17 protein-coding genes and 1 tRNA gene are annotated in these 24,123 nt (G+C 58.3%); 10 read left to right on the plus strand and 8 right to left on the minus strand.

Annotated elements, in window-relative coordinates:
- Positions 1–23 precede the first annotated feature (23 nt).
- The gene (thiL, locus tag H4317_RS07515; RefSeq protein WP_185889510.1) at positions 24–1,055 is read left to right on the plus strand and encodes a thiamine-phosphate kinase; all 1,032 of its coding nucleotides are present in this window, start codon (positions 24–26) and stop codon (positions 1,053–1,055) included.
- A gap of 55 nt (positions 1,056–1,110) precedes the next feature.
- Positions 1,111–1,449: a hypothetical protein gene (locus H4317_RS07520; protein ID WP_185889511.1), complete on the plus strand. Its 339-nt coding sequence runs from the start codon at positions 1,111–1,113 to the stop codon at positions 1,447–1,449.
- Positions 1,450–1,500: 51 nt separating this feature from the next.
- Here H4317_RS07520 and H4317_RS07525 read toward each other — a convergent pair whose 3' ends face one another.
- The 5 genes from H4317_RS07525 to H4317_RS07545 form a co-directional block, all read right to left on the minus strand.
- A complete protein-coding gene (locus H4317_RS07525; RefSeq protein WP_185889512.1) occupies positions 1,501–1,875 on the minus strand; it encodes a hypothetical protein in 375 nt (124 codons plus the stop codon).
- A gap of 11 nt (positions 1,876–1,886) precedes the next feature.
- On the minus strand, positions 1,887–2,273 hold the full coding sequence (locus H4317_RS07530; protein WP_185889513.1) for a hypothetical protein: 387 nt from the start codon (positions 2,271–2,273) through the stop codon (positions 1,887–1,889).
- A gap of 18 nt (positions 2,274–2,291) precedes the next feature.
- Complete coding sequence (rlmD, locus tag H4317_RS07535) at positions 2,292–3,701, minus strand: 23S rRNA (uracil(1939)-C(5))-methyltransferase RlmD (RefSeq protein WP_185889514.1); 1,410 nt, start codon at positions 3,699–3,701, stop codon at positions 2,292–2,294.
- 329 nt (positions 3,702–4,030) lie between these two features.
- Positions 4,031–8,764 (minus strand): T9SS type B sorting domain-containing protein, encoded by a 4,734-nt coding sequence (locus H4317_RS07540; protein WP_185889515.1) that lies wholly within the window; start codon positions 8,762–8,764, stop codon positions 4,031–4,033.
- A gap of 108 nt (positions 8,765–8,872) precedes the next feature.
- Positions 8,873–11,104, minus strand: coding sequence for a GEVED domain-containing protein (locus tag H4317_RS07545; protein ID WP_185889516.1), 2,232 nt, complete (start codon positions 11,102–11,104; stop codon positions 8,873–8,875).
- 214 nt (positions 11,105–11,318) lie between these two features.
- Between H4317_RS07545 and H4317_RS07550 the strand changes: the two genes are divergently transcribed.
- On the plus strand, positions 11,319–12,125 hold the full coding sequence (locus H4317_RS07550; protein ID WP_185889517.1) for an SDR family oxidoreductase: 807 nt from the start codon (positions 11,319–11,321) through the stop codon (positions 12,123–12,125).
- A 44-nt stretch (positions 12,126–12,169) separates the two neighbouring features.
- Here H4317_RS07550 and H4317_RS07555 read toward each other — a convergent pair whose 3' ends face one another.
- On the minus strand, positions 12,170–12,886 hold the full coding sequence (locus tag H4317_RS07555; RefSeq protein ID WP_185889518.1) for an SH3 domain-containing protein: 717 nt from the start codon (positions 12,884–12,886) through the stop codon (positions 12,170–12,172).
- Between the two features lie 80 nt (positions 12,887–12,966).
- Between H4317_RS07555 and H4317_RS07560 the strand changes: the two genes are divergently transcribed.
- Positions 12,967–13,042: transfer RNA gene (locus H4317_RS07560), tRNA-Lys, on the plus strand.
- Positions 13,043–13,106: 64 nt separating this feature from the next.
- Here the strand turns inward: H4317_RS07560 and H4317_RS19470 are convergent.
- The gene (locus H4317_RS19470; protein WP_185889519.1) at positions 13,107–14,615 is read right to left on the minus strand and encodes a TSUP family transporter; all 1,509 of its coding nucleotides are present in this window, start codon (positions 14,613–14,615) and stop codon (positions 13,107–13,109) included.
- 770 nt (positions 14,616–15,385) lie between these two features.
- Here H4317_RS19470 and H4317_RS07570 point away from each other — a divergent pair.
- The 6 genes from H4317_RS07570 to H4317_RS07595 all read left to right on the plus strand — a co-directional run bounded on the left by H4317_RS07570 (position 15,386) and on the right by H4317_RS07595 (position 23,247).
- Positions 15,386–16,204, plus strand: coding sequence for an SDR family oxidoreductase (locus H4317_RS07570; RefSeq protein WP_185889520.1), 819 nt, complete (start codon positions 15,386–15,388; stop codon positions 16,202–16,204).
- Positions 16,205–16,323: 119 nt separating this feature from the next.
- Positions 16,324–18,969, plus strand: coding sequence for an MGH1-like glycoside hydrolase domain-containing protein (locus tag H4317_RS07575; protein ID WP_185889521.1), 2,646 nt, complete (start codon positions 16,324–16,326; stop codon positions 18,967–18,969).
- A 101-nt stretch (positions 18,970–19,070) separates the two neighbouring features.
- Complete coding sequence (gene gnd / locus H4317_RS07580; RefSeq protein ID WP_185889522.1) at positions 19,071–20,066, plus strand: phosphogluconate dehydrogenase (NAD(+)-dependent, decarboxylating); 996 nt, start codon at positions 19,071–19,073, stop codon at positions 20,064–20,066.
- Between the two features lie 218 nt (positions 20,067–20,284).
- On the plus strand, positions 20,285–20,998 hold the full coding sequence (locus tag H4317_RS07585; RefSeq protein ID WP_185889523.1) for a PD-(D/E)XK nuclease-like domain-containing protein: 714 nt from the start codon (positions 20,285–20,287) through the stop codon (positions 20,996–20,998).
- A gap of 453 nt (positions 20,999–21,451) precedes the next feature.
- Positions 21,452–22,459 (plus strand): aspartate--ammonia ligase, encoded by a 1,008-nt coding sequence (gene asnA / locus H4317_RS07590; protein ID WP_185889524.1) that lies wholly within the window; start codon positions 21,452–21,454, stop codon positions 22,457–22,459.
- A gap of 323 nt (positions 22,460–22,782) precedes the next feature.
- Positions 22,783–23,247 (plus strand): hypothetical protein, encoded by a 465-nt coding sequence (locus H4317_RS07595; protein WP_185889525.1) that lies wholly within the window; start codon positions 22,783–22,785, stop codon positions 23,245–23,247.
- A gap of 94 nt (positions 23,248–23,341) precedes the next feature.
- On the opposite strand, the gene H4317_RS07600 is transcribed toward H4317_RS07595, so the two are convergent.
- On the minus strand, positions 23,342–24,088 hold the full coding sequence (locus tag H4317_RS07600) for a ThuA domain-containing protein (protein ID WP_185889526.1): 747 nt from the start codon (positions 24,086–24,088) through the stop codon (positions 23,342–23,344).
- Positions 24,089–24,123: the final 35 nt, after the last annotated feature.

A 24,123-nucleotide genomic window follows, 5' to 3' on the forward strand; every position in this document is an offset into this window, starting at 1 on the left:
AATTTCTTCAACTCACTGATCTTATGAGCGACGTCACTCCTCTCGATGAAGTAGGCGAATTCGGCTTGATCCGCCGTATTCAGGACACTGTACAACTCAACCAACCCAGCACCATCCTCGGTATCGGCGACGACGCGGCTATTCTGGCTCCAGCGGCCGGGCAGGAGCTAGTTATTAGTACCGATCTGCTGGTGGAAGGCGTGCATTTCGACCTCACGTTCTGCCCCCTCAAACACCTGGGCTACAAGGCCGTGGCCGTAAATGTATCGGATGTGGCGGCTATGAATGCCCTGCCCACCCAGATTGTGGTGGCGCTGAGCGTACCGGCGCGCTTCTCGGTAGAAGCAGTAGAGGAACTCTACGAAGGCATTCGGCTGGCCTGCGAAGCCTACAACGTGGATCTAGTGGGTGGCGACACCACCGGCAGCCGCTCGGGCCTCACAATTGGCATCACGGCGCTGGGCCAAGTGGAAGCCGGCAAAGCCGTGCGCCGCAGCGGAGCCGGCCCCAACGACCTGCTCTGTGTAACCGGCGACCTGGGCGGGGCCTACCTGGGCCTTCAGGTGCTGGAGCGCGAAAAGCAAGCCTGGCAGGCCGACCCCGAAACCCAGCCCGAGCTGGAGAAATACCCTTATGTGTTGCAGCGCCAGCTCCGCCCCGAGGCCCGCATGGACGTGGTGCACGAACTGCACGACCTGGGCGTAGTGCCCACCAGCATGATTGACATTTCCGACGGACTGGCTTCCGAAGTGCTGCACCTGTGCGCCGCCAGCGGCACCGGGGCCCGCGTGTTCACCGAGAATCTGCCTATTGCCAACCCCACACTGGAAGTGGCCGAGGAGTTCAACCTCGACCCCATTATGTGCATGCTCAACGGCGGCGAGGACTACGAGCTGCTCTTCACCGTACCGCTGTCAGACCACGACAAAATCAAGAACCACCCCGATATCACCATCATCGGCCACATGGTAGCCAGGAGCGAAGGCGCCAATCTTATCACCAAAGCCGGCCAGCCCATTCCGCTGCGGGCGCAAGGGTTCAACCATTTTGAGTAAAAGCCCTAGGCTGTTAACATTATGAGTAGCTGAAAATTATCGTTATGAAACGGAGATGCGCTTTGAAATAATATTCAAAGAGGGTATTAAGTTATATCCGTCTGAAATTGATATTTCGGATGGATATTTTACCGCACACGATGGATTCTATTCACAGAAACTAATAGATGAATGGGAAAAAGCCGAAAAGCGAGCTATATCTATTAGTGAATGGCATGAACTAATCTGCTGGAATTTGTATCAGGTAATGCATAACGCAGCGAAAGAAGATTTCATGAATAATGTTTTCTGCTTGCGCCCCGCAGGTATTAATCCTGAGTCAGTTAAGATATACCTAGAGCAGCACCTTAACGGACCTGAGTACAAGGATATGTTGCTACTCTATGAACACTAAAAAAGGGCTTGCCTTCTGGCAAGCCCTTTTTTAGTGTTCATAGACTGTGGATCAGTCTTCCGGGTAGGGGATGTAGACGAAGTTGGTGAACTCCTCGTCCAGCACGAACAGGCAGCAGTACTCGTCGGCGTCGCGGTAGGTGCTTTGGAAGGCTTCAATGCCTTCCTGGCCGACGATGCCCTGCTGCACGAACAGCTCCAGATAGCTGGCAAATACGTGCCACTCCAGGTTTAGCTCGTCGGCGTTGATGAGCAGGCCGCCCAGCGGCACCTCCTGGCGGGCAAACACGAAGATGGGATACTTGGAAATATCCCGCTTGCGGATCTGCGAGGAAGCCTCGCTCAGCGTATCAGAAACGGTAGCAAAATCCTTGGTGATGGTGCCAAGGTATTTGCCGTTCAGTTCAGGGTCGTTGGTGTAGTCCATATATTCTGTCTTCAACTTGGCAATCTGCCCATAAGAGCTGCTATACGCAAATACTCTTCGGATTCAACGAAATCCAGTGATTCTTGAATCAAGTTTTGTGTAGCTATTTGCTGGTCTGCTGGCAGAGTCTCTTTGAATTGCATATTACGTAGGGCTCTTAATAACGCACTTTCACTATCGGACCTAATAGGTACTTCCTGCCCATTAAGCAAGAAGCATCCCGGTGTATTACCGTACGGCTGCTTTTCAAGAAACATTGTTTGACCGAACTCTACATTGAATGCGCTGCCATTATTATCAATGAGCTTGAGCGTGACTGAGCCGCCATCCATCCAAGCTATTAAATCATCTAGCAACAGTGGGTTCTCAAAGTTTATATCTGCCAGAAAATTTTCCATTCCACAAATAATTAGCAGCTACCGCAGCTCCAGCAGTACCACATTCTCCACATGGTGCGTGTGCGGGAACATGTCTACGGGCTGCACTTTCACCACTTTGTAGGCTTCGTCCAGCAGCTCCAGGTCGCGGGCCTGGGTGCCGGGGTTGCAGCTGACGTACACGATGCGGGGGGCGCGCATTTCGAGAAGGCGAGCCACTACGTCGGGGTGCATGCCGGCACGGGGCGGGTCGGTGATGACCACGTCGGGGCGTCCGTGCCTGGCAATGAACTCGGCGTTGAGCACGTCCTTCATGTCGCCGGCGTAGAACTCGGTGTTGGTGGTGCCGTTGATTTCGGAGTTGATGTAGGCGTCCTTCACGGCCGATTCCACATACTCCACGCCCACGACGTGCTTGGCCTGCCGGGCCACGAAGTTGGCGATGGTGCCGGCGCCGGTGTAGAGGTCATACACCAGCTCCGAGCCGGTAAGCTGGGCGAAGTCGCGGGTGATTTTGTAGAGGTTGAAGGCGCCCTCAGAGTTGGTCTGGTAGAAGGATTTCGGGCCGACGCGGAAGCGCAGGCCTTCCATTTCCTCGTGAATGTGCGGCTCGCCCTTGTAGCACACCACCTCCAGGTCGTGGAAGGTTTCGTTGCCCTTGTCGTTGAGTACGTAATTGAGGGAAGTGATTTGCGGGAACCGTTCGTGCAGGAAATCCAGCAGCGGAAACAGCGCGTCGTGGGCGTAGTAGCACTGCAGAATCACCATCAGGTCGCCGGTATTGGCCGTGCGGATGATGAGGTTGCGCAGGAAGCCTTCCTGGGTCACGAGGTTGTTGAAGGGCAACTCGTGCTCCAGGGCGTAGTCGCGCACGGCCAGCCGGATCTGGTTGCTGGGGTCGGGCTGCAGCCAGCAGTGGTTGATGTCGAGGATCTTGTCGAAGCGGCCGGGCGTATGGAAGCCCAGCACGCGCCGTTCGTAGTTGTGGCCGCTGGCAATCTGCTCGTTGGTGAGCCAGCCGTTGTGGCTGAAGGTGTACTCCAGCTTGTTGCGGTAGTAGGTCTGGTCGGGCGAAGGCTGAATGGGTAGGATTTCGGGCAGGGCTACCTTGCCGATACGCTGCAACGTGTCGGCCACCTGCTGGTGCTTAAACTTGAGCTGCGTATCGTAGCCCAGATGCTGCCACTTGCAGCCCCCGCAGGTGCCGAAATGCTCGCAGAACGGCTGCACGCGCAGCTCGGAATACTTGTGGAAGTGCGTGGGCACAGCCTCCAGGAAGTTCTTCTTGGCCTTGGTCACGCGCAGGTCCACCACGTCGCCGGGGGCCACTTGCGTTACAAAGATGACCAGGTTCTCGCGGCGCACCAGGCACTTGCCCTCGGCCACCATGTCGGTAATTTCGACTTCGCGGAGCAGCTCCGCCGGGATGTTTTTAACTGATTTCCTCACCGGACAAAGGTAATCACGGATTACAGCGGATTTGACCGATTGGTCGGATTTTGTGGACGACAGCTCGGAAGCCGTGTCGACCACCGCGGAACTCGTGTCGACCCCTGCGGAAGTCGTGTCGACCAGTCTGGGAGTTGTGTCAACCGGCCCGGGAGTTGTGTCGAACGCTCTGAAAGTCTTGTCGACCGGCCCGGAACCTTTGTCGACCGGCCTGGAAGCCGTATCGGAACCGAGGCGAATAAAAAAGGCGCTTCAGATGAAGCGCCTTTTTCAAATCAAACGAAGCAGAATGGGCTACGAAACCAGGTGAATCTGCAACATCCGTGGTCCTATTTCACCACTTCAAACCAGCCTTTGTAGGAACGGCCGCCGGGCAGTTCCAGTAGGTAGTAGTAGACGCCGGCCGAGGCATTGGCCCCGTCGTAGGTGTTGCGGTAGTCGGTGGTTTTGTAGACTTCCTTGCCCCAGCGGTTGAAGATAGACAGCTTGCTGCCGCTGTACAGCTCCACGTTCTTGATGATGAACTGGTCGTTGAGGCCGTCGTTGTTGGGCGTTACCACGTTGTAGAACGTCAGGTCGTTGGCGAAAGTAACGCAGGCCTCATTGGAGTTGGAACGCAGGGTGCCCGGCCCTACGGCCTCTACGCGGAAACACTGGTCGAAGCCGGCGCTGCCCGTGGTGAGTTGCACGCTGGTGCCACTGGCCCCAACGGTTTGCATCAGTTCAGCAGTCCCACCGGCGGTGCGGCGGTAGATGCGGTAGAGCTGTACTGGGAAGCCTTGGTACGGGTTCCAGGTCACGGTTACTTTGCCTTCGTCGCGGCCTGTACCGCCTTCCACGGCCGTAGCCTGCGCCCGGATGGTGGTGTGCGTTGGGCTGAAGAGCTGGGTGCCGCAGGAGTTGGTGAGCAGCAGTTGGTACTCGTACACGTTGGCATCGGCATCCACACCACTATCGGTGTAGGAAGTGCTGGTATTGGCAATATTGCCCACCGGCTGGAAGGGGTTGCCACTGCCCGACACGCGCCGCCGAATGCTGATCTGACTGGTGTTGTTGGTGTTGTTGAGAGCCTGCAGGGTCAGGTTGATTTTGCGGTCATCCTGTGCATCTACAGAGGCAACAAACAGCGCCACGTTGGCATTGTCGGGGCGCACAGTGAAGGTGGCGGCGCAGTTGGCGCTGGCCGTATCGACCACGGAAATAGTAGCGTTGGTGCTGCCGGCCGGGAAATCAACCCGGATGGTGCCCGTGCGCTGCCCGCTCACAATGGTGCCACCCGTGACGCTCCAGCGGTAGGTGGTCAGCAGCGACGACTGACCGATGGTGTAGCTCAGGCCGGTGCGGCTTTCGGGGCAATAATTTGCCGGGCCGGTAATAGCCAGCGGCGGCACCACGCTTACGGAAGTGGAGTACAGCGGGCCCGAGCAGCCACTGGTATTGGTTTCGCGCACCGTCACGGTGTATGTACCCGCCGTCGTAGCCGTTACGGGCAGTGTGCCGCCAGGGCTAGTTTGCGGTACGCCGTTTACGGTCCAGGCATAGGTGGAGCCAGTGGCGCCGGGCAGCGAGAAGGTGAGCGGGCCTTGGCTGACGCAGGCGCGGTTGGGGCCAGCCACCAGCAGGTTGGTAGCGGGCGAGGGCAGCACGTTTACGTAGAGGGTGTCGCTCTGGCCCAGGCAGCGGCCACCGGCCGGGTTGCTAGATTCCGTCACAACGAGCTTGGCCCGGCCGGGCTGGGTGAAGTTCACCTGCACTGTATTCTGGCTGGAGCTTACCTGCGTGCCGCCGATAATTTGCCAGCCGTAGGTAGAGCCGTTGGTGAGCTGGGTCTGGTACGTGAACGGGCCGTTGGCGAGGCACACGGTGAGCGGACCAGTGGGCCGCTGGGTTACGAGCTGCTGATTCACGCGCACCGGGAACACCACCGTATCGGAGGAGCAGCCGAGGCTATTAACCTGGAAGGCTCTCACGCTGGCTGTGGGAGTGGCCGTACCCCAGTTGACGGTGATGGCCGCTGTGCCCTGGCCGCTGGCCAGGGTGCCACCCGTCACTAGCCACTGGTAGGAAGTGCCACGCGGATTCCGGATGCTGTAGGCAATGCCCTGCACGGTGGGGCACACCGAAGCGGCCCCCTGAATGCTATCCAGCAGCGGCCGCGGGTTGACGGTGATGCGCACCGTGTCGCTCCCGACGCAGATCTGGGACGTGGTGGCCGTCACGACATAGGTCAGGGTGAGTGGCGTTTGAGTGGTATTGACGGCCGTGAACACCGGGCGGGCCGTAGTGGCGCTGCTCAGGTTAGTGGCCGGGCTCCACGAATAGCTGTAGCCAGTGAGGGCTGTGCTGCCAAGCGTAATGGTTTTCCGGTCGCAGATCACACTGTCGGCCCCCGCATTAACTATCGGCGCCGGGTTGACGGTTATGCGTACCGTTCCGGTGCTTACGCAAGTTTGGTCCGTGGTGGCCGTGAGGGTGTAGGTGAATGTCTGCGGGGCGCTAGTAGTGTTGGTGAGCGTGAGCGTGGGGTTGGCGGCCGTGGCACTACTCAGGCCGATAGCCGGACTCCAGGAGTAGCTGTAGCCAGCTAGCGCAGGCGTGCCCAGGGTGGTGGTTTCGCCGGAACACACGTCACGGTTGGTGCCTGCGTTGGCTACGGCCGCCGGATTGACGGCAATGCGCACCGTGTCGCTGTTCACGCAGTTGGTGCCGTTGGTAGCCGTCAGGATATAGGTGAATATCTGCTGGGCGTTGGTGGTGTTGGTGAGCGTGAGCGTGGGGTTGGCGGCCGTGGCGCTGCTCAGGCCGGTAGCCGGGCTCCACGAATAGCTATAGCCAGTCAGCGAAGCTGCGCCGATGGAGGTAGCTATACCCGAGCATGTTGTGCGGTCAAGTCCTGCGCTGGCTACGGCCGCCGGGTTTACCGTCACCCGCACCGAATCGCGCGCCACGCAGCCCTGGGCCGTCGTAGCTGTCACGTAGTAGGTGTAGAACTGCGGGGTAGACGTGGTGTTGGTTAAAACCAAGACAGGCTGGGCGGCCGAGGTGTTGCTCAGGCCGGCTGCGGGGCTCCAGGAGTAAGTATAGCCTGTCAGGGAGGTGGTGCCTAGCGTGGTTGGTATTCCCGAGCAGGTTGCGGTAGTGATAGGGCCGGCATCGGCTACGGCGGCCGGGTTTACGGTCACCGTCACCTGGCGCGTGGTGGTGCAGATGCCATCGGAAGTAGAGACGCTGTAGGTAGTAGTGGCCGCCGGGCTAACCGTGATGGTATTGCCGGTGAAGGTCTGGCCGGTGCTGGAAGTCCACTGGTAGGTGGTGCCGCCGGTGGCGGTGAGGGTGGTAGAAGCGCCGGGGCAAATGGCCGCGTTGGTAGGCGTTACGGCCAGCGCGCCGGCTGGCCGCACGTCAATCGTGCGCACCACCGAGTCGGTGGGGCAGCCAAACGCCGAAATACCGCGCAACACCACGCGGCCGGCACCCGTGCCGTTCCAGAGCACCTGCACCGTGTTGCCGGTGCTGGCTCCCTGAATAACGCCGCCGGTTACGCTCCACTGATATGCTGTAGCTGAAGGGCCGCCCGCCGAGTAGGTGCGAGCCACGGCCCGGTCGCAAATAATGGAGTCGCCACTGATGCGGTTCGGGCCAATAGCTTTGGTCACCAGAATCTGGAATACATCGGCCACGGTTTTGGAACCACAGGCTACGTCGGAAGCTGTAATAACCACGTCGTAGGGCGTGGCGCGGCCGTTGCCGCACTGGCTGTTGAATACGAACTGCCCGCTTACGCTGCCGTTGCCCTGCACGGTGGCACTGCCCGTAGGAGCGCCCGGCAATACCGTGCCCTGGCTGCCGCCAAACGTGGCATTGAACGGCCCGCTGCCATCCAGCAGCACGCTATTGGCCCGCAGGTTAATTGGATTGCCGTCGGGGTCGGTAGCGGCCAAGCCGAAGCTCACCGACTGACCTTCTTCCACGGTATAGAGCCGCGGCTGCGAGGTAGTGGCCGGGGTAAACTGAGGCGAATTGTTGGGCGAACAGGTGCGCGAAACCAACTGGATTTCGCGCCTAGTGGAGCCAATCAGCACTTCACTGCCATTGATAGTCCGATATTCCTTCACTTCCACGGCTACTACATAGCGGCCTACCCGCGACGTGGCGTAGCGGCTGATACCGTTGCTGGCATTGAGGAAGGCGTAGTTCCCGGCTCCCGTGCCAAACGGATTGGTGGCAGAATAGCCGCCCGTGGTGGCGTAGGTAACGGGGTTAGGCGGAGGCATAAACGAAGGAGCATTGCCCTGATTGCCGTTGTAAGGCGTACTGAACGAGTAAATCAGCCGGTCACCGTCGGGGTCCACGGCGTTGTTTACTAGAATGCTGGTGTCGCCCTGGCAGATTACTACTACGGCCGTATCCGAGAAGGTAGGAGAGGAATTGGGCAGCAGCGGCGGCGCCATTTCCACGTACAGCGTCTGGTTCTGGTTGCTGGGGTTCTGCAGGTTGTCGATGTTGAAATTGCGCGTACCATCGGTGTACACGGCGTAGTAGCCATCAAACGAAACCGGCAGGTTCACAATGGCCTCGTAGCGTGCCAGGCGCACAGGCGGCACCGAGCCAGCCGGAATGCTGCAGCCACCCGGCTGCGGTGGCGTGATGCTGGGGTTGGAAATGCGCGGCAGCCGGAACGTGCCAGTTGGCTGCTGGTCATTCTGAATCGGGTTTTGCAGCGTAGGGCAGCTGATTTGGGTACACGGGAAAGTGTTAGCCCCTTGGGTGCTGACAATGCGCTGGCCCGTCGTCTTGTTGTAGAGGTTCAGGAAGATGTTGCAGCGGCCATCGGGCACGTTCGACTGCGTGGCCGACGAGCCACCACCTGCCGGCGGACACTCCCAGTTAAGGTAGATGAACACCGTAATGCGGTAGCGGAAGGGCGTACCCACAGGGCCGTTGGCGTCGAGATATTCGTATTTCATCTCGCCGCCCAGCAAGTGGGAAGCCATTGCCGGCCCCGGGCGCAGCCCCGTCAGCAACAGCAGCAGGAATATAGCGCGGAGTAAAGTTTGGCGCATAGAAAGAGAGTGGGAAGGGAGAAAGAAGGAGCTGAGGCAGTCTGGCTGCCAGCAAAGGAAAATAGCAGCAGCGGACCGCATCAGCCGTCCGCTGCTTTGCATCAGGTATTAGTTGCGCTGCACCCGGCGGACGGCAGTCTGGCCTTGGGCGTCCTGGAGGCGCACCACATATAGGCCCCGTGGCAGCGCCGAGAGGTTCAGTTCCGCATCCTGCGCCGGGCTCAGGCGCACCGTGCTGGTGAGCAGGGTAGCGCCCAGCACATTCTGCACCGTTACTGCGTAGGTACCGGCCGCAGACGGGTCGGGCAGGCGCAGGTGCAGCTTGCCATCGGTAGTAGGGTTAGGGAAGATGCTGAGAGCCGGCATCGACCGGGCCTCTGCTGTGCTCTGTGTGGGGCTCACCAACACGGAGTAGTCTTCCGTTTCCGAGTTATTCTGGTTTACCTGGCAGGCGCTGGGAGTGGGCAGGTTGTTGAGGCGCACCATCACCCGCATGCGCGTGAAGCCGCGTGTAGCTACTGTAGAAGGCACCGTGAAGCCGGCCGTGAAGGTAGAGGCCGTAGTGATGCCATTTGAAATCTGCTCCGTAGTTTCAAAGGTGCCGTTGCGGTTCCAGTCAACCCATGCCCACAGCACGTGCTGAAAATTGGCATTCACGGTCATGTCCAACGAGGTATTGGCGCCCTGGTACAGGTTAATCACCTTATCCACGTAGTTGCCGTAGCCAGCGGGGCTAGCCGCAGACGCATTGGCGAAGTCCTGCGTGGCATTGCGGCGCACGGCTACGTTGGTCAGCCAGATATTCGGCGTCGTGCCGGTGGCCTCGCAGTACCGAACGCAAGGCTGCATCAGCACCACGGAGTTGGTTTTGGTGATGGAGTTGTTGCCGAAGGCGTTGGTGGTAGTCAGCGTGACGCTAAAGGCGCCGCCGGCCGTGTACTGGTGCGACGGATTCTGCAGGGTGCTGGTAGCACCATCACCAAATTCCCAGAACCAGCTGGTGGGCGCGTTCTGGCTTTGGTCCGTGAACTGCACTGGGTTCTGGCAGGCACCCAGCACGTAGTTGGAGGCAAAAGCCGAAACCGGCGGATTGGTATTAGGCAGCACGGTTACGGTGTAGTCCTCAATCTGGCCCAGCTGCGGGGCGGCGCACGGCGCATCAGCTCCACCTACATAGTCAGACAGAACCCGCAGGCGCAATGGCACGTTTTTCAGCGCCGAACCTGGAAGCAGGAAGCTGCCCGTCGGATTGGTGCGGTTCAGGGCCGTAAACAGCAGCTCGTTGCTCGTAAATGTGCCGTCGTTGTTCAGGTCCAGCCATATTCTGGTGTCCTGCGGGTTGGTGCCCGTCGTGACGCTAACAGCATAGGTGTTTCCTTCCGTAAGCTGCACCCGGCTGCCACAGGTGAAGTCCTCGTAGCCAGCCTGGCCATTCTGGGAAGTTTTCGTGAGGGAGCCCAGCGTAAACTGCGTGATACCGTAGCCGCAGCAGAAGGCCGTGGTGGCCGGAGTGCAGGTAGCCGCTACCGGAACAGCATTGTTATAGACGATGTAGTTGGTGCGGGTCCGGACGTTGTTGCCGGCCGCGTTGGTCGCCGTGAGCGTGACGGTGTAGGTGCCGGGTGTGGTGTAGCAGTGGCGCGGGTTCTGCAAGGTGCTGGTCGTGTTGTCGCCGAAATTCCAGAGCCAGCCGGTAGGAGCGTTCTGAGTTTGGTCAGTAAACTGCACGCAGCCCGAGCAGGTCAGCGTCGCATCGGCGCTGAACTCAGTAACCGGCGGCGCTACGTTGGCCTGCACCGTTACGGCGTAATCCTCGGTCTGGGAATACTGTGGCGTAGAGCAAGGCGTCGGTAGCGGGACATTCACGTAATCGGCAGCTACACGCAGGCGAAGGGCCGTATTCAGCACGGTGCCCGTCGGCAGCGAAATAGTACCCGAGTGCGTTTTGGCCGAATTAGAGCTGAAAATCAGCTCGGTCGTGGGGTTTAGCGTACCATCGTTGTTCAGGTCCAGATACACCCGCACGTTTTCGTTGGCGTTGGCATTGGTTCGCACCGAAATAGGATAGTTCTGCCCTACTGTAAGGGTGGTGCCAATGGTGCAGGCATAGTCCCGGAAGCCTTCTTGCACGCCCAGGGTCGTGTTGTTGATGCTACCCAAGGTCACGTTCAGAATACCCATGCCAAAGGCAAAGCTGGACGACGGGGCCGACCCGGGCGTGCAGGCGCTGGTCGTCGGCGGGCACTGTGCCCAGGCCGTCTGCGTGAGAGGCAGAATCAGCAGAAGCAAGCTAGCCCAGAAAGCAGGCGCACTGCGCCGGATAAGTAGAGTTGGGATCATAGAAAAGGGTAGGAAAGTGCGCGGTGTGAGGGAAGTAAATGTAGCGACATTGCGGGGACAAAATGCAATTTATCACACCGACAATCCAATATAGATAAGGATTAATTATTGCGCCGAAAGAATCGATGATTTGGCGAAGTATACCGATGTCCTGCCCCCAAATAGGTAGTTTTGCTGGCCGCTTGCCAAGGCATGCTCCAACTAGATAAGTGAAATGAAAGATAAAGTAGTGCTAATAACCGGTGGTACATCCGGTATCGGGCGCGCCTGTGCTGTCGCCTTTGGTCAGGCCGGGGCCCGGGTCGTTGTGACGGGCCGCGACGAAGCCCGTCTGCAGGATACTGCTCGTGAATTGGCCGGACTGGGCATCAGCCACCACACAGTGCGCGCCGATGTAGGCGTTGCCACCGATTCGGAGCGGGCCGTGCAGGAAACCATTGCGGCTTTCGGCCGTCTTGATGTTCTGCTCAACAACGCCGGTATCAGCATGCGCGCCCGTTTTCAGGACGTGGACCTGAGCGTGATTGAGCGCCTGATGCAGACCAACTTTTTCGGTACCGTGTATACCACCAAGTTTGCGCTGCCGCATGTGCTGGCCAGCAAAGGTTCTGTGGTCGGCATCAGTAGCATCGCCGGCTACCGGGGCCTGCCCGGCCGCACCGGCTATTCGGCCTCCAAATTCGCCATGCACGGCTTTCTGGAAGCGTTGCGTACTGAGTTGCTGCCGCAGGGCGTACATGTGCTGCTGGCTTGCCCTGGTTTTACGGCCTCCAATATCCGGCAGGTGGCGCTGGCCGCCGATGGCTCCGCCCAGGGCGAGTCGCCGCGCGACGAACAGAAAATGATGAGCAGCGAAGAAGTAGCTCAGCACATTCTAAATGCTGTCCGGCACCGCCGCCGCGACTTGGTGCTCACCAGCCAAGGTAAGCTCACCGTCTTCCTCAACAAGTGGCTGCCTGCCATTACCGATAAGCTGGTCCTCAGTCATTTCAGGAAAGAGGAAAAGGATTTCGAGGTGTAAGCAAGAGCGGCGCAATAGGTGGCAGAAAGCAGAGTAGGCACCTGTCACTGCACCAGCAGCAGGTCCTGAACCCGGATATAGGCATCTTGGCCTTGCCACTGCACACGGTACCAAGTGTCCTGTTTGCCCTGCACCACCAGCCGGTCGCCGGCCGCAGCGGTTGTCAGCCAGGTAGCACCGGCACTGGGCCCACTCATCAGGGCCGCGTGTGGATGGGCTACCAGGGCGGCTCGCTCATTACCCAGCAGGTTAAGGTAGGCTCCGGTGAACAGCAGATACGCTCCGTAAGCTGTCCACCAGCCCCTAGAAAGCCGATTGCGACGCAACAGCAGCAAGGTGCCACCGACTACGGCCCCAATCAACAGTGCCTGCAACCCTAAGTAGTAGTAGCGCCGAAAGGTCAGCATCAGATCCTGCCGCCAAGTCTCAGGGTAGCCGGTGAGGCGGTTGTCGCGGGCAATGGTGGCCATCTTGCGCCAAGTAGAAAACCGAGGCTGCCGGGCTTGCGCCATGCTTAGGTAGTAGAGCGCCATGGGGTAGTGGCCTAGCCCTTCCTGCACATAAGCCATCCGCAGCAGCATGCGCGGCGAAGCCAGATGCTGCTGGCGTAGGATCTGGCGGTACAGCGTATAAGCGGGCACATAGGCACCGGCTACAAAGGCAGAATCGGCACGAAGTAGCTCAGGAGTAACTTTTTGGGCCGTAGCGAGTTGGGGCCTCAGTACCCAGACCAGAAAAAAAAGAGGGAGTATTTTCCGCAAAACGTTTGGAGCGTAGAACGCAGCCAGCTACTTTTGTGCCACAATCAGCGAATCAGCCGCGTTTTGATTGCAAAGTAACTGATTCTGTAGCTCAGCTGGTAGAGCAATACACTTTTAATGTATGGGTCCTGGGTTCGAATCCCAGCGGGATCACCAAAGCTGAAAAAAGCCGCCAACTCTCCCGGGAGTTGGCGGCTTTTTTTGTGATAGGTCCACTGCTTTAAAACAGCTTTCGCAGCGCCCATAGACTCCAAACAATTACCATCAGGCCCACACCCACAAACATCCAACGTACCGGGATACGGCCGGCAAGGCGGGCTGCGAAAGGGGCTGCGGCAATTCCGCCCACAATCAGGCCCAGGATAATCTGCCAGTGTGAGATGCCCAGCGTGGCAAAAAATGTGACGGCGCTGGCAAACGTGACAAAAAACTCCGTGACGCTGACCGAGCCGATAACATACTGCGGTGTGCGGCCTCCCGCAATGAGCGTGCTAGTGACCAGCGGACCCCAGCCGCCGCCCCCAAACGAATCGAGGAAGCCGCCGGCTGCCGCCAGAAATCCTAGCTTCTTGTGCTTTTTGCGCGGGCCCGGTTTGGAAAAGGCTTTGCTGATAATACGGATGCCCAGCAGCAGCAGGTAGCCGGCCAGCAGCGGTTTCACGTAGCTGGCATAGGTTTCGCCGAAGCGGGAGAGGAGGTAGGCACCGGTGATGGCACCCAGCACGCCCGGAATAAGGAGAACTTTGAAGAGTTTCTTATTGACATTGCCGAAGCGGTAATGGTGGTAGCCGGAAGCGCCGCTGGCAAACATTTCGGCCGTGTGGATGCTGGCGCTAACGGCGGCCGGGGCAATGTTCATGCTCATCAGGCTGATGGCCGTGACGACGCCGTAACCCATGCCCAGCAATCCGTCAATCAGTTGCGCGCCGAAACCGATGGCGACGAATAGATAGAATGTGTCGGCGTTGCTGGCTACTTCCCACGCCTGTTGCCAGGTGAAATAGAAGGAGAAAATGTTGAACACCAGTAATACGCCAAATGCCACCAGCGCCCAGGTAGCCCGCCGCCGCCACCTAGCTGCCGCCGGCGACTCGTAGGCCGGTCCGCCGGCTAGTTCGGCGGTTACGGCATTCAGCGACCTTACTTTGTGGGCGAAGTCGCCGCCCACTTTTTCGCGGATACTGGCCATGCGCTGCAGCACATCATGCAACTCGTTGGGCAGCGCCTCCGTCAGCATTTCGCGCAGACGCTTGGAAATGGTGGGCGACTTACCGTTGGTGCTGATGGCAATTTTCAGGTCGCCTTTCTGCACGATAGAGCCCAGGTAAAAGTCGCAGGCATCGGGCTTGTCGGCCACGTTGCAGAGCAGACGCTGGCGTGAGGCCGCCGCCTTGATTTCCAGGTTCAGCACCTTATCGTTGGTAGCTACAATAACCAGGTCGTGGCCTACTAAATCGGTGACCTGGAAGGGCTGCTGGCGAAGCTGCACCTGTGGGTGCTGGCTGGCCAGGGCTAGGAGCTGCGGCGCAAACCACGGTGCTACCACGGTAACGGCCGTGGCCGGACTGTTGCTGAGCAGCACCAGCAGCTTTTCGTGGCCGACAGCGCCGCCTCCTACCAAGAGCACGTGTAACTGTTCCAGCTTCAGGAAAATAGGAAACAGCCGGTTGGTTTCCGAGGGTGGGAGTGCCCCGGACAGGCGCGCGGCGGAGGTGTCGGCGGTGTTCATGAGGCAGATTGTGCGTTAGGAAAGGTAAAATAGGGAAAAGGCCTGAGTTGTTGCGAGGTGAGCCCGCAGAAGCTGACTGGAATACAGCGAACCGAAGCAAAAACCCTGGAATGATACATATGAAAACGCGGACCATGTGTGGTGGCCTGCACGTGGCTCCGGCGAGCGGCGCTGCCGCCGTCTTCTAATAGAGCGTATCCAGCCACGGCGGGTGCTGGTATTGGCCGCTCCTAACGAGGCCTAGTAGGGCAGTTTTCAACGAAGGCTTCATGGTTAGTTGCTTTCACAGGTAGGCTAACACACCGCTTCTGAAGTTGCGCTGCTCACCGGTATTTCGTCGAGCCTGCGTCGCCTTGCCTCAGCATCACACTAATCCCTTGGGTGGTGAAGAACAGACGCTCTGAAGGAAACGGCGAAATTGTGTATGTCTGGATTTTCCTCCCACCAGCGCCACAAGTGAGGGTGAGACTTTGGAGCCCATTCTTAGTGTTGAGCGAGCCGCGTTGACAGTTTGTCGGCCCTAATAATCAAACGGCCCGTTGCCCTATGCCCAATCTGTGCGTGGGGAAACGATGATTTTTCGGGTCTCAAGAACCGGCGCTTGTAGCGGTAGCCGGCGGCGGTTTAAATGGGCCCTGTAGGTGCCGAACGGGCGCCGCCAGCTGCTGCCAAGTAAGAGCCATTTTGGCCGGAATGTCGGTCAGCGCGAAAACTTCATGTAACCTACAGGCTCATCTGGTAGTCTTGAAAGGAATCTGAACAACTTTCCTATGACTGACTCAACCAGTGTACTGCGCCTCCGCAACCAAATAGCCCTCGTGACGGGTGGCAGTTCCGGCATTGGGGCGGGGGTAGCCAAAGCCATAGCCGCCGCGGGGGCCGTGGTGTATGTCAACTACTCACACAGCGCCGATGAAGCGGCAGCCGTGGTAAAGGAAATAACGGATTCTGGCGGCCAGGCCACAGCCGTACAGGCAGATGTGAGCAAGGAAGCCGATGTGCAGCGCATGTTTCAGCAAATTCTGAAAGAGCAGGGCACGTTACACATTCTCGTCAACAACTCCGGTATTCAACAGGACGCCAAGTTCCTGGATATGACGCTGGAGCAGTGGCAGAAGGTAATTGATGTAAACCTGACCGGTCAGTTTTTGTGTGCCCGCGAGGCGGCCCGTGAGTTTGTGCGGCGCGGCCCTCAGCCTGATATTTCGGCCGCTACCGGTAAAATCATTTGCATGAGCTCGGTGCACGAGGTAATTCCGTGGGCCGGGCACGTCAACTATGCCACCAGCAAAGGCGGCATCATGCAGCTCATGAAAAGCATGGCGCAGGAGCTGGCCCCACACCGTATCCGCGTCAACAGTATCGGGCCGGGTGCCATTGCCACGCCCATCAACGAAGAAGCCCGTGACACGCCCGAGGAAGAGAAAAACCTGCTGACTCTGATTCCCTACGGGCGTATCGGGCAGCCCGCCGACATTGGCAAAGTAGCCGTGTGGCTAGCTTCTGATGAGGCCGATTATGTGACTGGAACCACCCTGTTTGTGGATGGTGGCATGACCCTCTATCCCGGTTTCGCGGACAACGGCTGAGCCGCCAACCCGACCCGCAGGCGGTTATTAGGTGCTGGCAGAGCTGCTCGATGGCCTGTTAGTTAGCATGGCGCATTTTCCTGGCGCTGCAGGCTCTTTATCAAAGGCAACCGACACACATGAACGAAGAGCAAATCCGTCAGCAGCAGGCCCGAAAGGGTGAGGAGCCGTGGCACTGGTTCGGCCCTTACGTGTCGGACAGGCAGTGGGGCACGGTGCGCGAAGACTATAGTCCTGATGGCCAGCCCTGGACGTATACTACCCACGACATGGCCCGTAGTCTGGCTTATCGGTGGGGAGAAGAGGCTATTGGTGGCGTCTGCGACGAGCAGCAGCTGCTGTGTCTGGCCCCGGCCTTCTGGAACGGGCAAGACCCCATTCTGAAAGAGCGGCTGTTCGGTCTCAGCAACCCTGAAGGCAACCACGGCGAGGACGTAAAGGAGCTGTATTACTACCTGGACAGTACGCCCACGCACTCCTACATGCAGATGCTGTATAAGTATCCGCAGCATGCTTTCCCGTATGACTGGCTGATACAGGAAAACAACCGTCGTGGCCGCCAAAAAACCGAGTTCGAGCTGCAGGATACGTGCGTTTTCCGCGAAAACCGCTACTTCGATATCTTTATTGAGTACGCCAAAGCCGGCCCGCAGGACCTGCTCATGCAGATAACGGTACACAACCGGGGCACGCAGGAAGCGCCGCTGCATGTGCTGCCCCAACTGTGGTTTCGGAACACCTGGCGCTGGGCTCCGGGCAGCTACCAACCGAGCCTGGGAATTGCGGAAGGCGGCCATATCTGCGTCGACCATGCCAAGCTGCCGGAGCTGCAACTCTACTGCGAGCAAATGGCCGAGCAGGCAGCCGAACTGCTCTTCTGCGACAATGAAACCAATGCCGTGCGGCTATACCAGACCGCCAACGCCACCGCCTACTGCAAAGACGGCATCAATAACTATGTAGTTTCCGGCAAAGAGGACGCTATAAATCCGGCGCAGCAGGGCACGAAGGCGGCCGCGCACATTGTGCTGCAGGTGCCCGCCGGCGAAAGCCGCACCGTGCGGGTCCGCCTGGCCGCTCCTGGCCTTTCAGATCCATTCGGGAAATTCGCGGAGCTGCTGAACACGCGCAAGGCCGAGGCCGATGCCTATTACGACGACCTGCAGGCAGGTCTGGCCACCGACGATGCCCGTAATGTGCAGCGCCAGGCGCTGGGCGGCATGCTCTGGAACAAGCAGTTCTATTACTACGACGTTAGTGAGTGGCTTGCTGGTGACCCGGCCGGACCGAAGCCGCCGGAGCAGCGGCGACACGGCCGCAATAGCACGTGGCCCCACCTCAATAACGCCGACATCATCTCGATGCCGGACAAGTGGGAGTATCCATGGTACGCAGCCTGGGACTTGGCTTTCCACTGCATACCGCTGGCCATGGTCGACTCGGAATTTGCCAAGCACCAGCTTCGCCTGCTTTGCCAGGACTGGTACATGCACCCCAGCGGCCAGTTGCCCGCCTACGAGTGGAAGCTAGAGGATGCCAACCCGCCGGTGCACGCCTGGGCCACGTGGCGCGTCTATAAAATGGATAAAAAGCAGCACGGCCGCGGCGACACGGCTTTTCTGGAAGGCGTGTTTCACCGCCTGCTGCTCAACTTTACCTGGTGGGTAAACCGCAAGGACCGCCACAACCGCAACGTGTTCGAGGGTGGCTTTTTGGGGCTCGACAACATCGGCGTGTTTGACCGGAGTGCACCGCTGCCTACTGGCGGGCATATCGAGCAGGCGGATGGCACGGCCTGGATGGCCATGTTTGCCCTGAACATGATGCGCATAGCCCTGGAGCTGGCCCGTACCAATACCGTGTACCAGGACATGGCCAGTAAGTTCTTCGAGCATTTCCTGTACATAGCGCATGCCATGAGCACTATGGCCGATGAGGAAATAGATATGTGGGACGAAGAGGACGAGTTCTACTACGATGTGCTCAACCTCTCCGACAATGGCCGGGTGCCGCTGCGCATCCGGTCTATGGTAGGGCTCATTCCGCTTTTTGCCGTGGAAGTGCTTGATCTGGATACCCTGACCGAAATGCCATGGTTTGTGGCCCGGCTCAATTGGTTTCTCGACCACCGGCCCCAACTGGCTGCCTTGGTGAGCCGGTGGCAGGAGCCGGGCAAAGGGCAGCGCCACCTGCTTTCCCTGCTGCGCGGGCACCGCATGAAGCAGCTGCTGCGTCGCATGCTCGATGAAGCCGAGTTTCTGTCGGATTATGGGGTGCGGGCTCTTTCCCGCTGCCATCTCGAGCATCCGTACCAGTTTCAGCACCAGGGCGGTATTGATGCCGTAGTGAAGTATGAGCCCGGCGAGTCTTCCACGTCGTTGTTCGGGGGCAACAGCAACTGGCGCGGCCCCATCTGGATGCCGGTCAACTTCCTCATTATCGAGTCGTTGCAGCGCTTTCATCACTACTACGGCGACGATTTTAAGGTGGAATATCCTACCGGTTCCGGGCGCTATAGTACGCTGCTGGAAATCTCACAGGCCCTCACCGAGCGACTTATGAAGCTGTTTTTGCGCGATGAGCACGGCCACCGCCCCATCTTCGGCGACGACCAGCAGCTGCAGAACGACCCCCACTTCACCGACTACCTGCTCTTTCACGAGTACTTCCACGGCAACACCGGCCGCGGCCTTGGGGCTAGCCACCAAACCGGCTGGACTGGCCTAGTGGCCAAGCTTCTGCACCCGCGCCATCCAGACGAGTAGGCAAGTCGCTGGGCCTTTGGCAGCGCTTCTACTAGGTTTTCTACCGTTCTGTTCTGCCTATCCCACCCGTTTCAAGTCCACACTTTACTGGTTCACCACGCATGAGCAAGACACAAATTGGAGTTATCGGCCTAGGAAAAATGGGGGCGGGCCTGGCCCGGCAGGCGGCTGAGAAAGGCTACCCCGTAGTGGGCATGGATCTGCATCCTCGCCCCGATCTGGAAGGCAACAATCTGCATGTAGTGGGCAGCCTGCAAGAGCTGGCGCAGCAGCTGGAACGTCCCCGCAAGGTATTCCTCTACATTCCGGCCGGTGCGGCGGTAGATGGCATCATCGAGAACCTGCTGCCCGTGCTGCAGCAAGGCGACATCATCGTGGATGGTGGCAACTCCTATTGGGGCGACTCCATTAGAAGGGCGGCGCGCCTGAAGGAGAAAGGATTACATTTTATTGACTGTGGCACCAGCGGGGGCCCTGGCGGCGCCCGCACTGGCGCCTGCTACATGGTGGGCGGCGACAATGAAGCCGTAGACCAACTCAAAGACTTTTTCATTGAAACGGCCGTACCAGACGGATTTCTGCATACTGGTCCGGCTGGCACTGGCCACTACGTGAAGCTGGTGCACAACGGCATCGAGTTCGGGATGCTGCAGGCCATCGGGGAGGGGATGGGGTTGCTTACCCACTTCCGCGAAAAGCTGGATGTTAGTGCCATTCTGGGCCTCTGGAACAACGGCTCGGTAGTGCGTTCCTGGCTGGTAGAGCTGATGAAGAAGATGTACGACGAGGAAGCCGGGTTCAACGTGCCCAGCTACATCGAAGACACGGGCGAAGTGAACTGGCTGGTTGCCGATGCGCTACATATGGAGGTACCCATCCCGGTTATCACGCAGTCCGTCATGCAACTGTTCACCTCCCGCGACAAAGACCCCACCTGGGCCAAAGCCATTGCCATGATGCGCCACGGCTTCGGGGGGCACCCCTATGGCGAAGACAAAGGCATCCAGCGCGAGCGACAGTACGGCCGCGTGGGTGAGTACGAAATGCCCGAACAAACCGGCGAGCGGGCCGAGCAGGAGCCTGGCAGTAAGGGGTAGGAATCTGTATTTTTGTCGGTGCTCTGCTCCGCACGAAAGGCCAGCCAGGCGTGAGTACGTCTCATCGAAGCGGCTTTTTTACGTAGGTGTTGGCGCTACGGGCCGCTTAGAACAGCACGCAGAGCAACCTGTTCCCTAAAAAAGCCCTATACTACCTTGATTCCAATCCACCCACCCTGTTGCCGGAGCCTTTTTGCTGGCTTCGCTGTTCTTTCCGCGTGACTGATTCTACAACTCCCACTACTCCGCGCCCGGACTTGTTGCGCGTGCCCTACGACGATTACCGCGCCCTGCCGGCCATTGCCAATTCCGACCTTTCGCGTCTGCGCGACGCCCTGAATGGCCGCCCACCCCGGCCTACTACCTCGCTCGGGGCATTAGGCCTGGGCACTGCTTTCCATACGGCGCTGCTGGAGCCCGACTTGTACGAAGCCGGTCTGCCCGGCATCAACGATACGCTGGTGTGGTGGATGGTGGAAGGGGTGCAGCTGAATGCCGAGGTAAACCAACTGCTGCAAACCGGCATTCCGGAGCCCAGCTGCATCTTCACGGAGCCCGTCACGGGCACGCTCTGCAAGCTCCGCGCCGACCTCATCGTAGACCAGCCCGGCCAGCCCTATACCATCATCGACTTCAAGACCACCATGGCCCGCGACCATCAGCACTTCGTGGAGCAATGCTCGGGCTATGACTACGACCGGCAGGCCGCTTTCTACTCCGATGCTCTGCACGCCGACCGGTTTATTCTGGTGGGAGTACAGAAAGTGGAGCCATTTAAGCTGTTTGTGTTTGAGGTGCCCAAGTTTATGCTGGCTGAAGGCCGCGCCAAGTACCTGCGCCTGCTCAAGCTACTGCAGCCCGAAGCGCCAGTGCCTGCTTCCGTGGCCGGTGCCGTGCGCGACGTGCGCGAAGCCCTGAACGGGAGTGACTAAGAGTTGAAATAAATAGAAGAAACAAAAGGCTGATAGTATTATAAGAAGTAAATTGCCTTAGAAATAAAATAATCCTGAAAATTCTTAGGAGTTATTGTCGCTTGTCTTTATACTTGCATACATCTGACGAAAACAACACCCAGACAATGCGTCTTTTCAGCAATAATCTTCCTAATAATAACTCGAATAATAATCCGATTCGAGACTGGAAGGCTATGGCTCCATAGGAGAAGAGAAAAATTCGTAACTGATTTTCTTTTAAAGCCTTCCCTCATCCGGAAGGCTTTTTTTGTGCCTGACACCCCGATTATAGTTTTTCATAACCCGGTGTAGCGCTATATTTTCCAGGCACATCTAATTTCTGAAAAATTAAAAACTTCCGTCGGGAAGCCTGGAAGACGCGTGCCTTTTTTTAAATAAAATTCATCACACACTTCATAAAACAATAGCATCATGACTGCTCAGGAAATGCTCAAAACCGAAGAAGCCATCAGCTTCGTAAAAGACTCGTTTGCCAAAGAACTGGCTACGCAGTTACACCTCATTAAAGTGTCGTCGCCGATTGCCGTACTCGACGGTACTGGCATCAACGACGACCTGAACGGCATTGAGCGGCCGGTTGGCTTTCCTGTTAAATCTCTGGATGAGCGCCGGGCGGTGGTAGTACACTCGCTGGCCAAGTGGAAGCGGGTGCGCCTGCAGGAACTGGGCATTGAGGCCGGCCGTGGTCTGCTGACGGACATGCGCGCCCTCCGCCCCGACGAGGACTACTCGCCCATTCACTCCATCTATGTAGACCAGTGGGATTGGGAAAAGCACATCAGCCCAGAGCAGCGCACCACCGGCTTCCTGAAAGCTACGGTGGAGCGTATCTACGAAGCCTTGCGCACTACAGAGGCCCACGTAGCCGCTGAGTACCCGGAAATTACGCCAATTCTGCCCGGCAAAATAACCTTCCTCCACGCCGAAGATCTGCTGAAGCAGTACCCCACGCTCACGCCCAAAGAGCGGGAGCATGAGGTGGTGAAGCAATACGGAGCCGTGTTCCTGATGGGCATTGGCGGCGAACTGAGCCACGGGGAGCCACACGATGGCCGCGCCCCCGACTATGACGACTGGAGCACTGAAACAGAAGACGGCCACCGCGGCCTCAACGGCGACATTCTACTGTGGCACCCCGTGCTGGAAACCTCGTTCGAAGTCTCCTCAATGGGAATTCGGGTGGATAAGCAAGCGCTGGTACGCCAGCTGGCTTTGCGCGGCTGCGAAGACCGGCAGGAACTGTCATTCCACGCGCGGCTATTGGCCGGCGAGCTGCCGCAGAGCATTGGCGGGGGCATCGGGCAGAGCCGGGTGTGCATGTTTATGCTGCGCAAAGGGCACATTGGCGAAGTACAAGTCAGTATTTGGCCGGAAGCCGTGCGCGAAGAACTGGCGGGGGCTGGGGTAGGGCTGCTATAGAGTAGCCAATAGGTTCGCTACCTCAACTAGCGGAGCGGAGAAGCGGGCTTGGCGGCCGGAGCTTCTCCGCTTTTTTTTGAGGTAAAGGGAGAGATGTGCTTCTGTATGTAATATTTTTTTGGCTCGGGTTTGTGCAGTAAATACCTGGCTGCGAGTTGTGAGAGTTGAATTCGGGGTTTGCTTGGCTTTGTAACTGGTGTCAGAAACGTGAACCATGAGCAGCATCGGCACTATGCTTGCAAGGGACTGGAAAAGCGCTTGAACCTGGTAGCTGCTCGTGCACAAAGGAGCCACCATAGTTTTCACTTCACGCCTTCCTGTCCATGAAAACCTTCCTGCTTTCACTTGCCACTTCTGTGCTGCTGGTTTCCACCGCCGCCGCCGCCCCGCTTGCATCACGTCCTACTGATGCCCGCTGGGAAAAAAAGTCGGACCACGACAAAAAGTACAAAGGCGATAAGCGCCACGGCTACGATAAAAAAGGCAAAAAAGGCCACGATAATCATAACCACGGCTATTCAAATCATGGGTCTTCAAACTATGGCCACTCGCGCCACCGTGATGACCGGCATGACCATGACCACGACCGGCGCGACAGCCGCTACTCGCGTGGGGGCCGTGACTCCCGCAACGACCGTTACTCCCACCATGACCGCAACGACCGGGACCAGCGCGACAACCGTGACCGGAACAACAACGGCTACGGCTATGGCACTCAGAATAACCCACGCACTACGGTGCCCGCTCCAGAGCAGCCACGTTGGAAAGTATTGGGACGCAATCAGTAAGGCGTAGAATTTATAGTTCGAAAGCCCCCGCAGCAGTGTGCTGTGGGGGCTTTTTGTTGGCAGAGCAAGAGGTTCTGTGGCGTAGCGCCAAGCGCTATTTTTCGCCTATAGCATACTGAATGCCGCCAAGCAGGTGCTGTACAAAAAGCGGTTCGGAGTAGCTCTCAGCAGTATGGCCGCCTGCGGTATAAAAGGCGCGCCCTCCGTCATAGGCGTGGTACCAGGCTACGGGGTGGTTGGCACCGTTTGTGCCGCCGGAATACGTGCCTTCGTCGAGGGTGGCCAGCACCGTAACGGTGGGGTGTATGTCGCGGAAATTATACCATTCATCAGTACGCGTCCACGAGTCGGGCAGGTGACGCGTGGCTGCGTGGGCCTTGTTGCTGACACGTATAGTGGCCTGCTGAATAGCCGGATGGCTCGCGAAGTAAGCTCCCACCAGTTGGTTGTACCAGGGCCAGTCATATTCCGTGTCGGTAGCGGCATGCACTCCCACAAAGCCGTTGCCAGAACGGATATAGTGCTCGAAAGCAGTTTGCTGCTCCTGGTTCAAGACATCCTGAGTGGTGTTTAGGAAAACTACCGCACGGTATTGCCGCAGGATAGCAGGTTGAAAGTTTGCGGCTCGCTTTGTAGTGTCAACCAAAAAGTTATTGGCCGCACCAAGCTGCTGAATTGCCCGGATGCCATCCGGAATGGAGGTATGATAAAAGCCGCTGGTCTTGTAAAATACCAGAATCCGGGGCACGGGTTGTACTTCGGCTGGCTGCGTCGTTGTAGAGGAGCAGCTGGCAGCTAGCCCCAGTGCCAGCAGTACTGTATTTGATAGCAAGCGTCTCATCCGGAACAGCAGTTGATAGAAACTCTGACGTTTTT

This window comes from Hymenobacter sediminicola, from assembly GCF_014250515.1.
GTDB classification, from domain to species: domain Bacteria; phylum Bacteroidota; class Bacteroidia; order Cytophagales; family Hymenobacteraceae; genus Hymenobacter; species Hymenobacter sediminicola.

Bases quoted from the DNA above. Each gene is read 5' to 3' on its own strand.
- H4317_RS07540 (WP_185889515.1), bottom strand. From the start codon at position 8,764: ATGCGCCAAACTTTACTCCGCGCTATATTCCTGCTGCTGTTGCTGACG.
- H4317_RS19470 (WP_185889519.1), bottom strand. From the start codon at position 14,615: ATGAACACCGCCGACACCTCCGCCGCGCGCCTGTCCGGGGCACTCCCA.
- asnA (WP_185889524.1), top strand. From the start codon at position 21,452: ATGACTGCTCAGGAAATGCTCAAAACCGAAGAAGCCATCAGCTTCGTA.
- gnd (WP_185889522.1), top strand. From the start codon at position 19,071: ATGAGCAAGACACAAATTGGAGTTATCGGCCTAGGAAAAATGGGGGCG.
- H4317_RS07570 (WP_185889520.1), top strand. From the start codon at position 15,386: ATGACTGACTCAACCAGTGTACTGCGCCTCCGCAACCAAATAGCCCTC.
- H4317_RS07595 (WP_185889525.1), top strand. From the start codon at position 22,783: ATGAAAACCTTCCTGCTTTCACTTGCCACTTCTGTGCTGCTGGTTTCC.
- H4317_RS07545 (WP_185889516.1), bottom strand. From the start codon at position 11,104: ATGATCCCAACTCTACTTATCCGGCGCAGTGCGCCTGCTTTCTGGGCT.
- H4317_RS07600 (WP_185889526.1), bottom strand. From the start codon at position 24,088: ATGAGACGCTTGCTATCAAATACAGTACTGCTGGCACTGGGGCTAGCT.
- H4317_RS07525 (WP_185889512.1), bottom strand. From the start codon at position 1,875: ATGGACTACACCAACGACCCTGAACTGAACGGCAAATACCTTGGCACC.
- thiL (WP_185889510.1), top strand. From the start codon at position 24: ATGAGCGACGTCACTCCTCTCGATGAAGTAGGCGAATTCGGCTTGATC.
- H4317_RS07520 (WP_185889511.1), top strand. From the start codon at position 1,111: ATGCGCTTTGAAATAATATTCAAAGAGGGTATTAAGTTATATCCGTCT.
- H4317_RS07575 (WP_185889521.1), top strand. From the start codon at position 16,324: ATGAACGAAGAGCAAATCCGTCAGCAGCAGGCCCGAAAGGGTGAGGAG.
- H4317_RS07550 (WP_185889517.1), top strand. From the start codon at position 11,319: ATGAAAGATAAAGTAGTGCTAATAACCGGTGGTACATCCGGTATCGGG.
- H4317_RS07530 (WP_185889513.1), bottom strand. From the start codon at position 2,273: ATGGAAAATTTTCTGGCAGATATAAACTTTGAGAACCCACTGTTGCTA.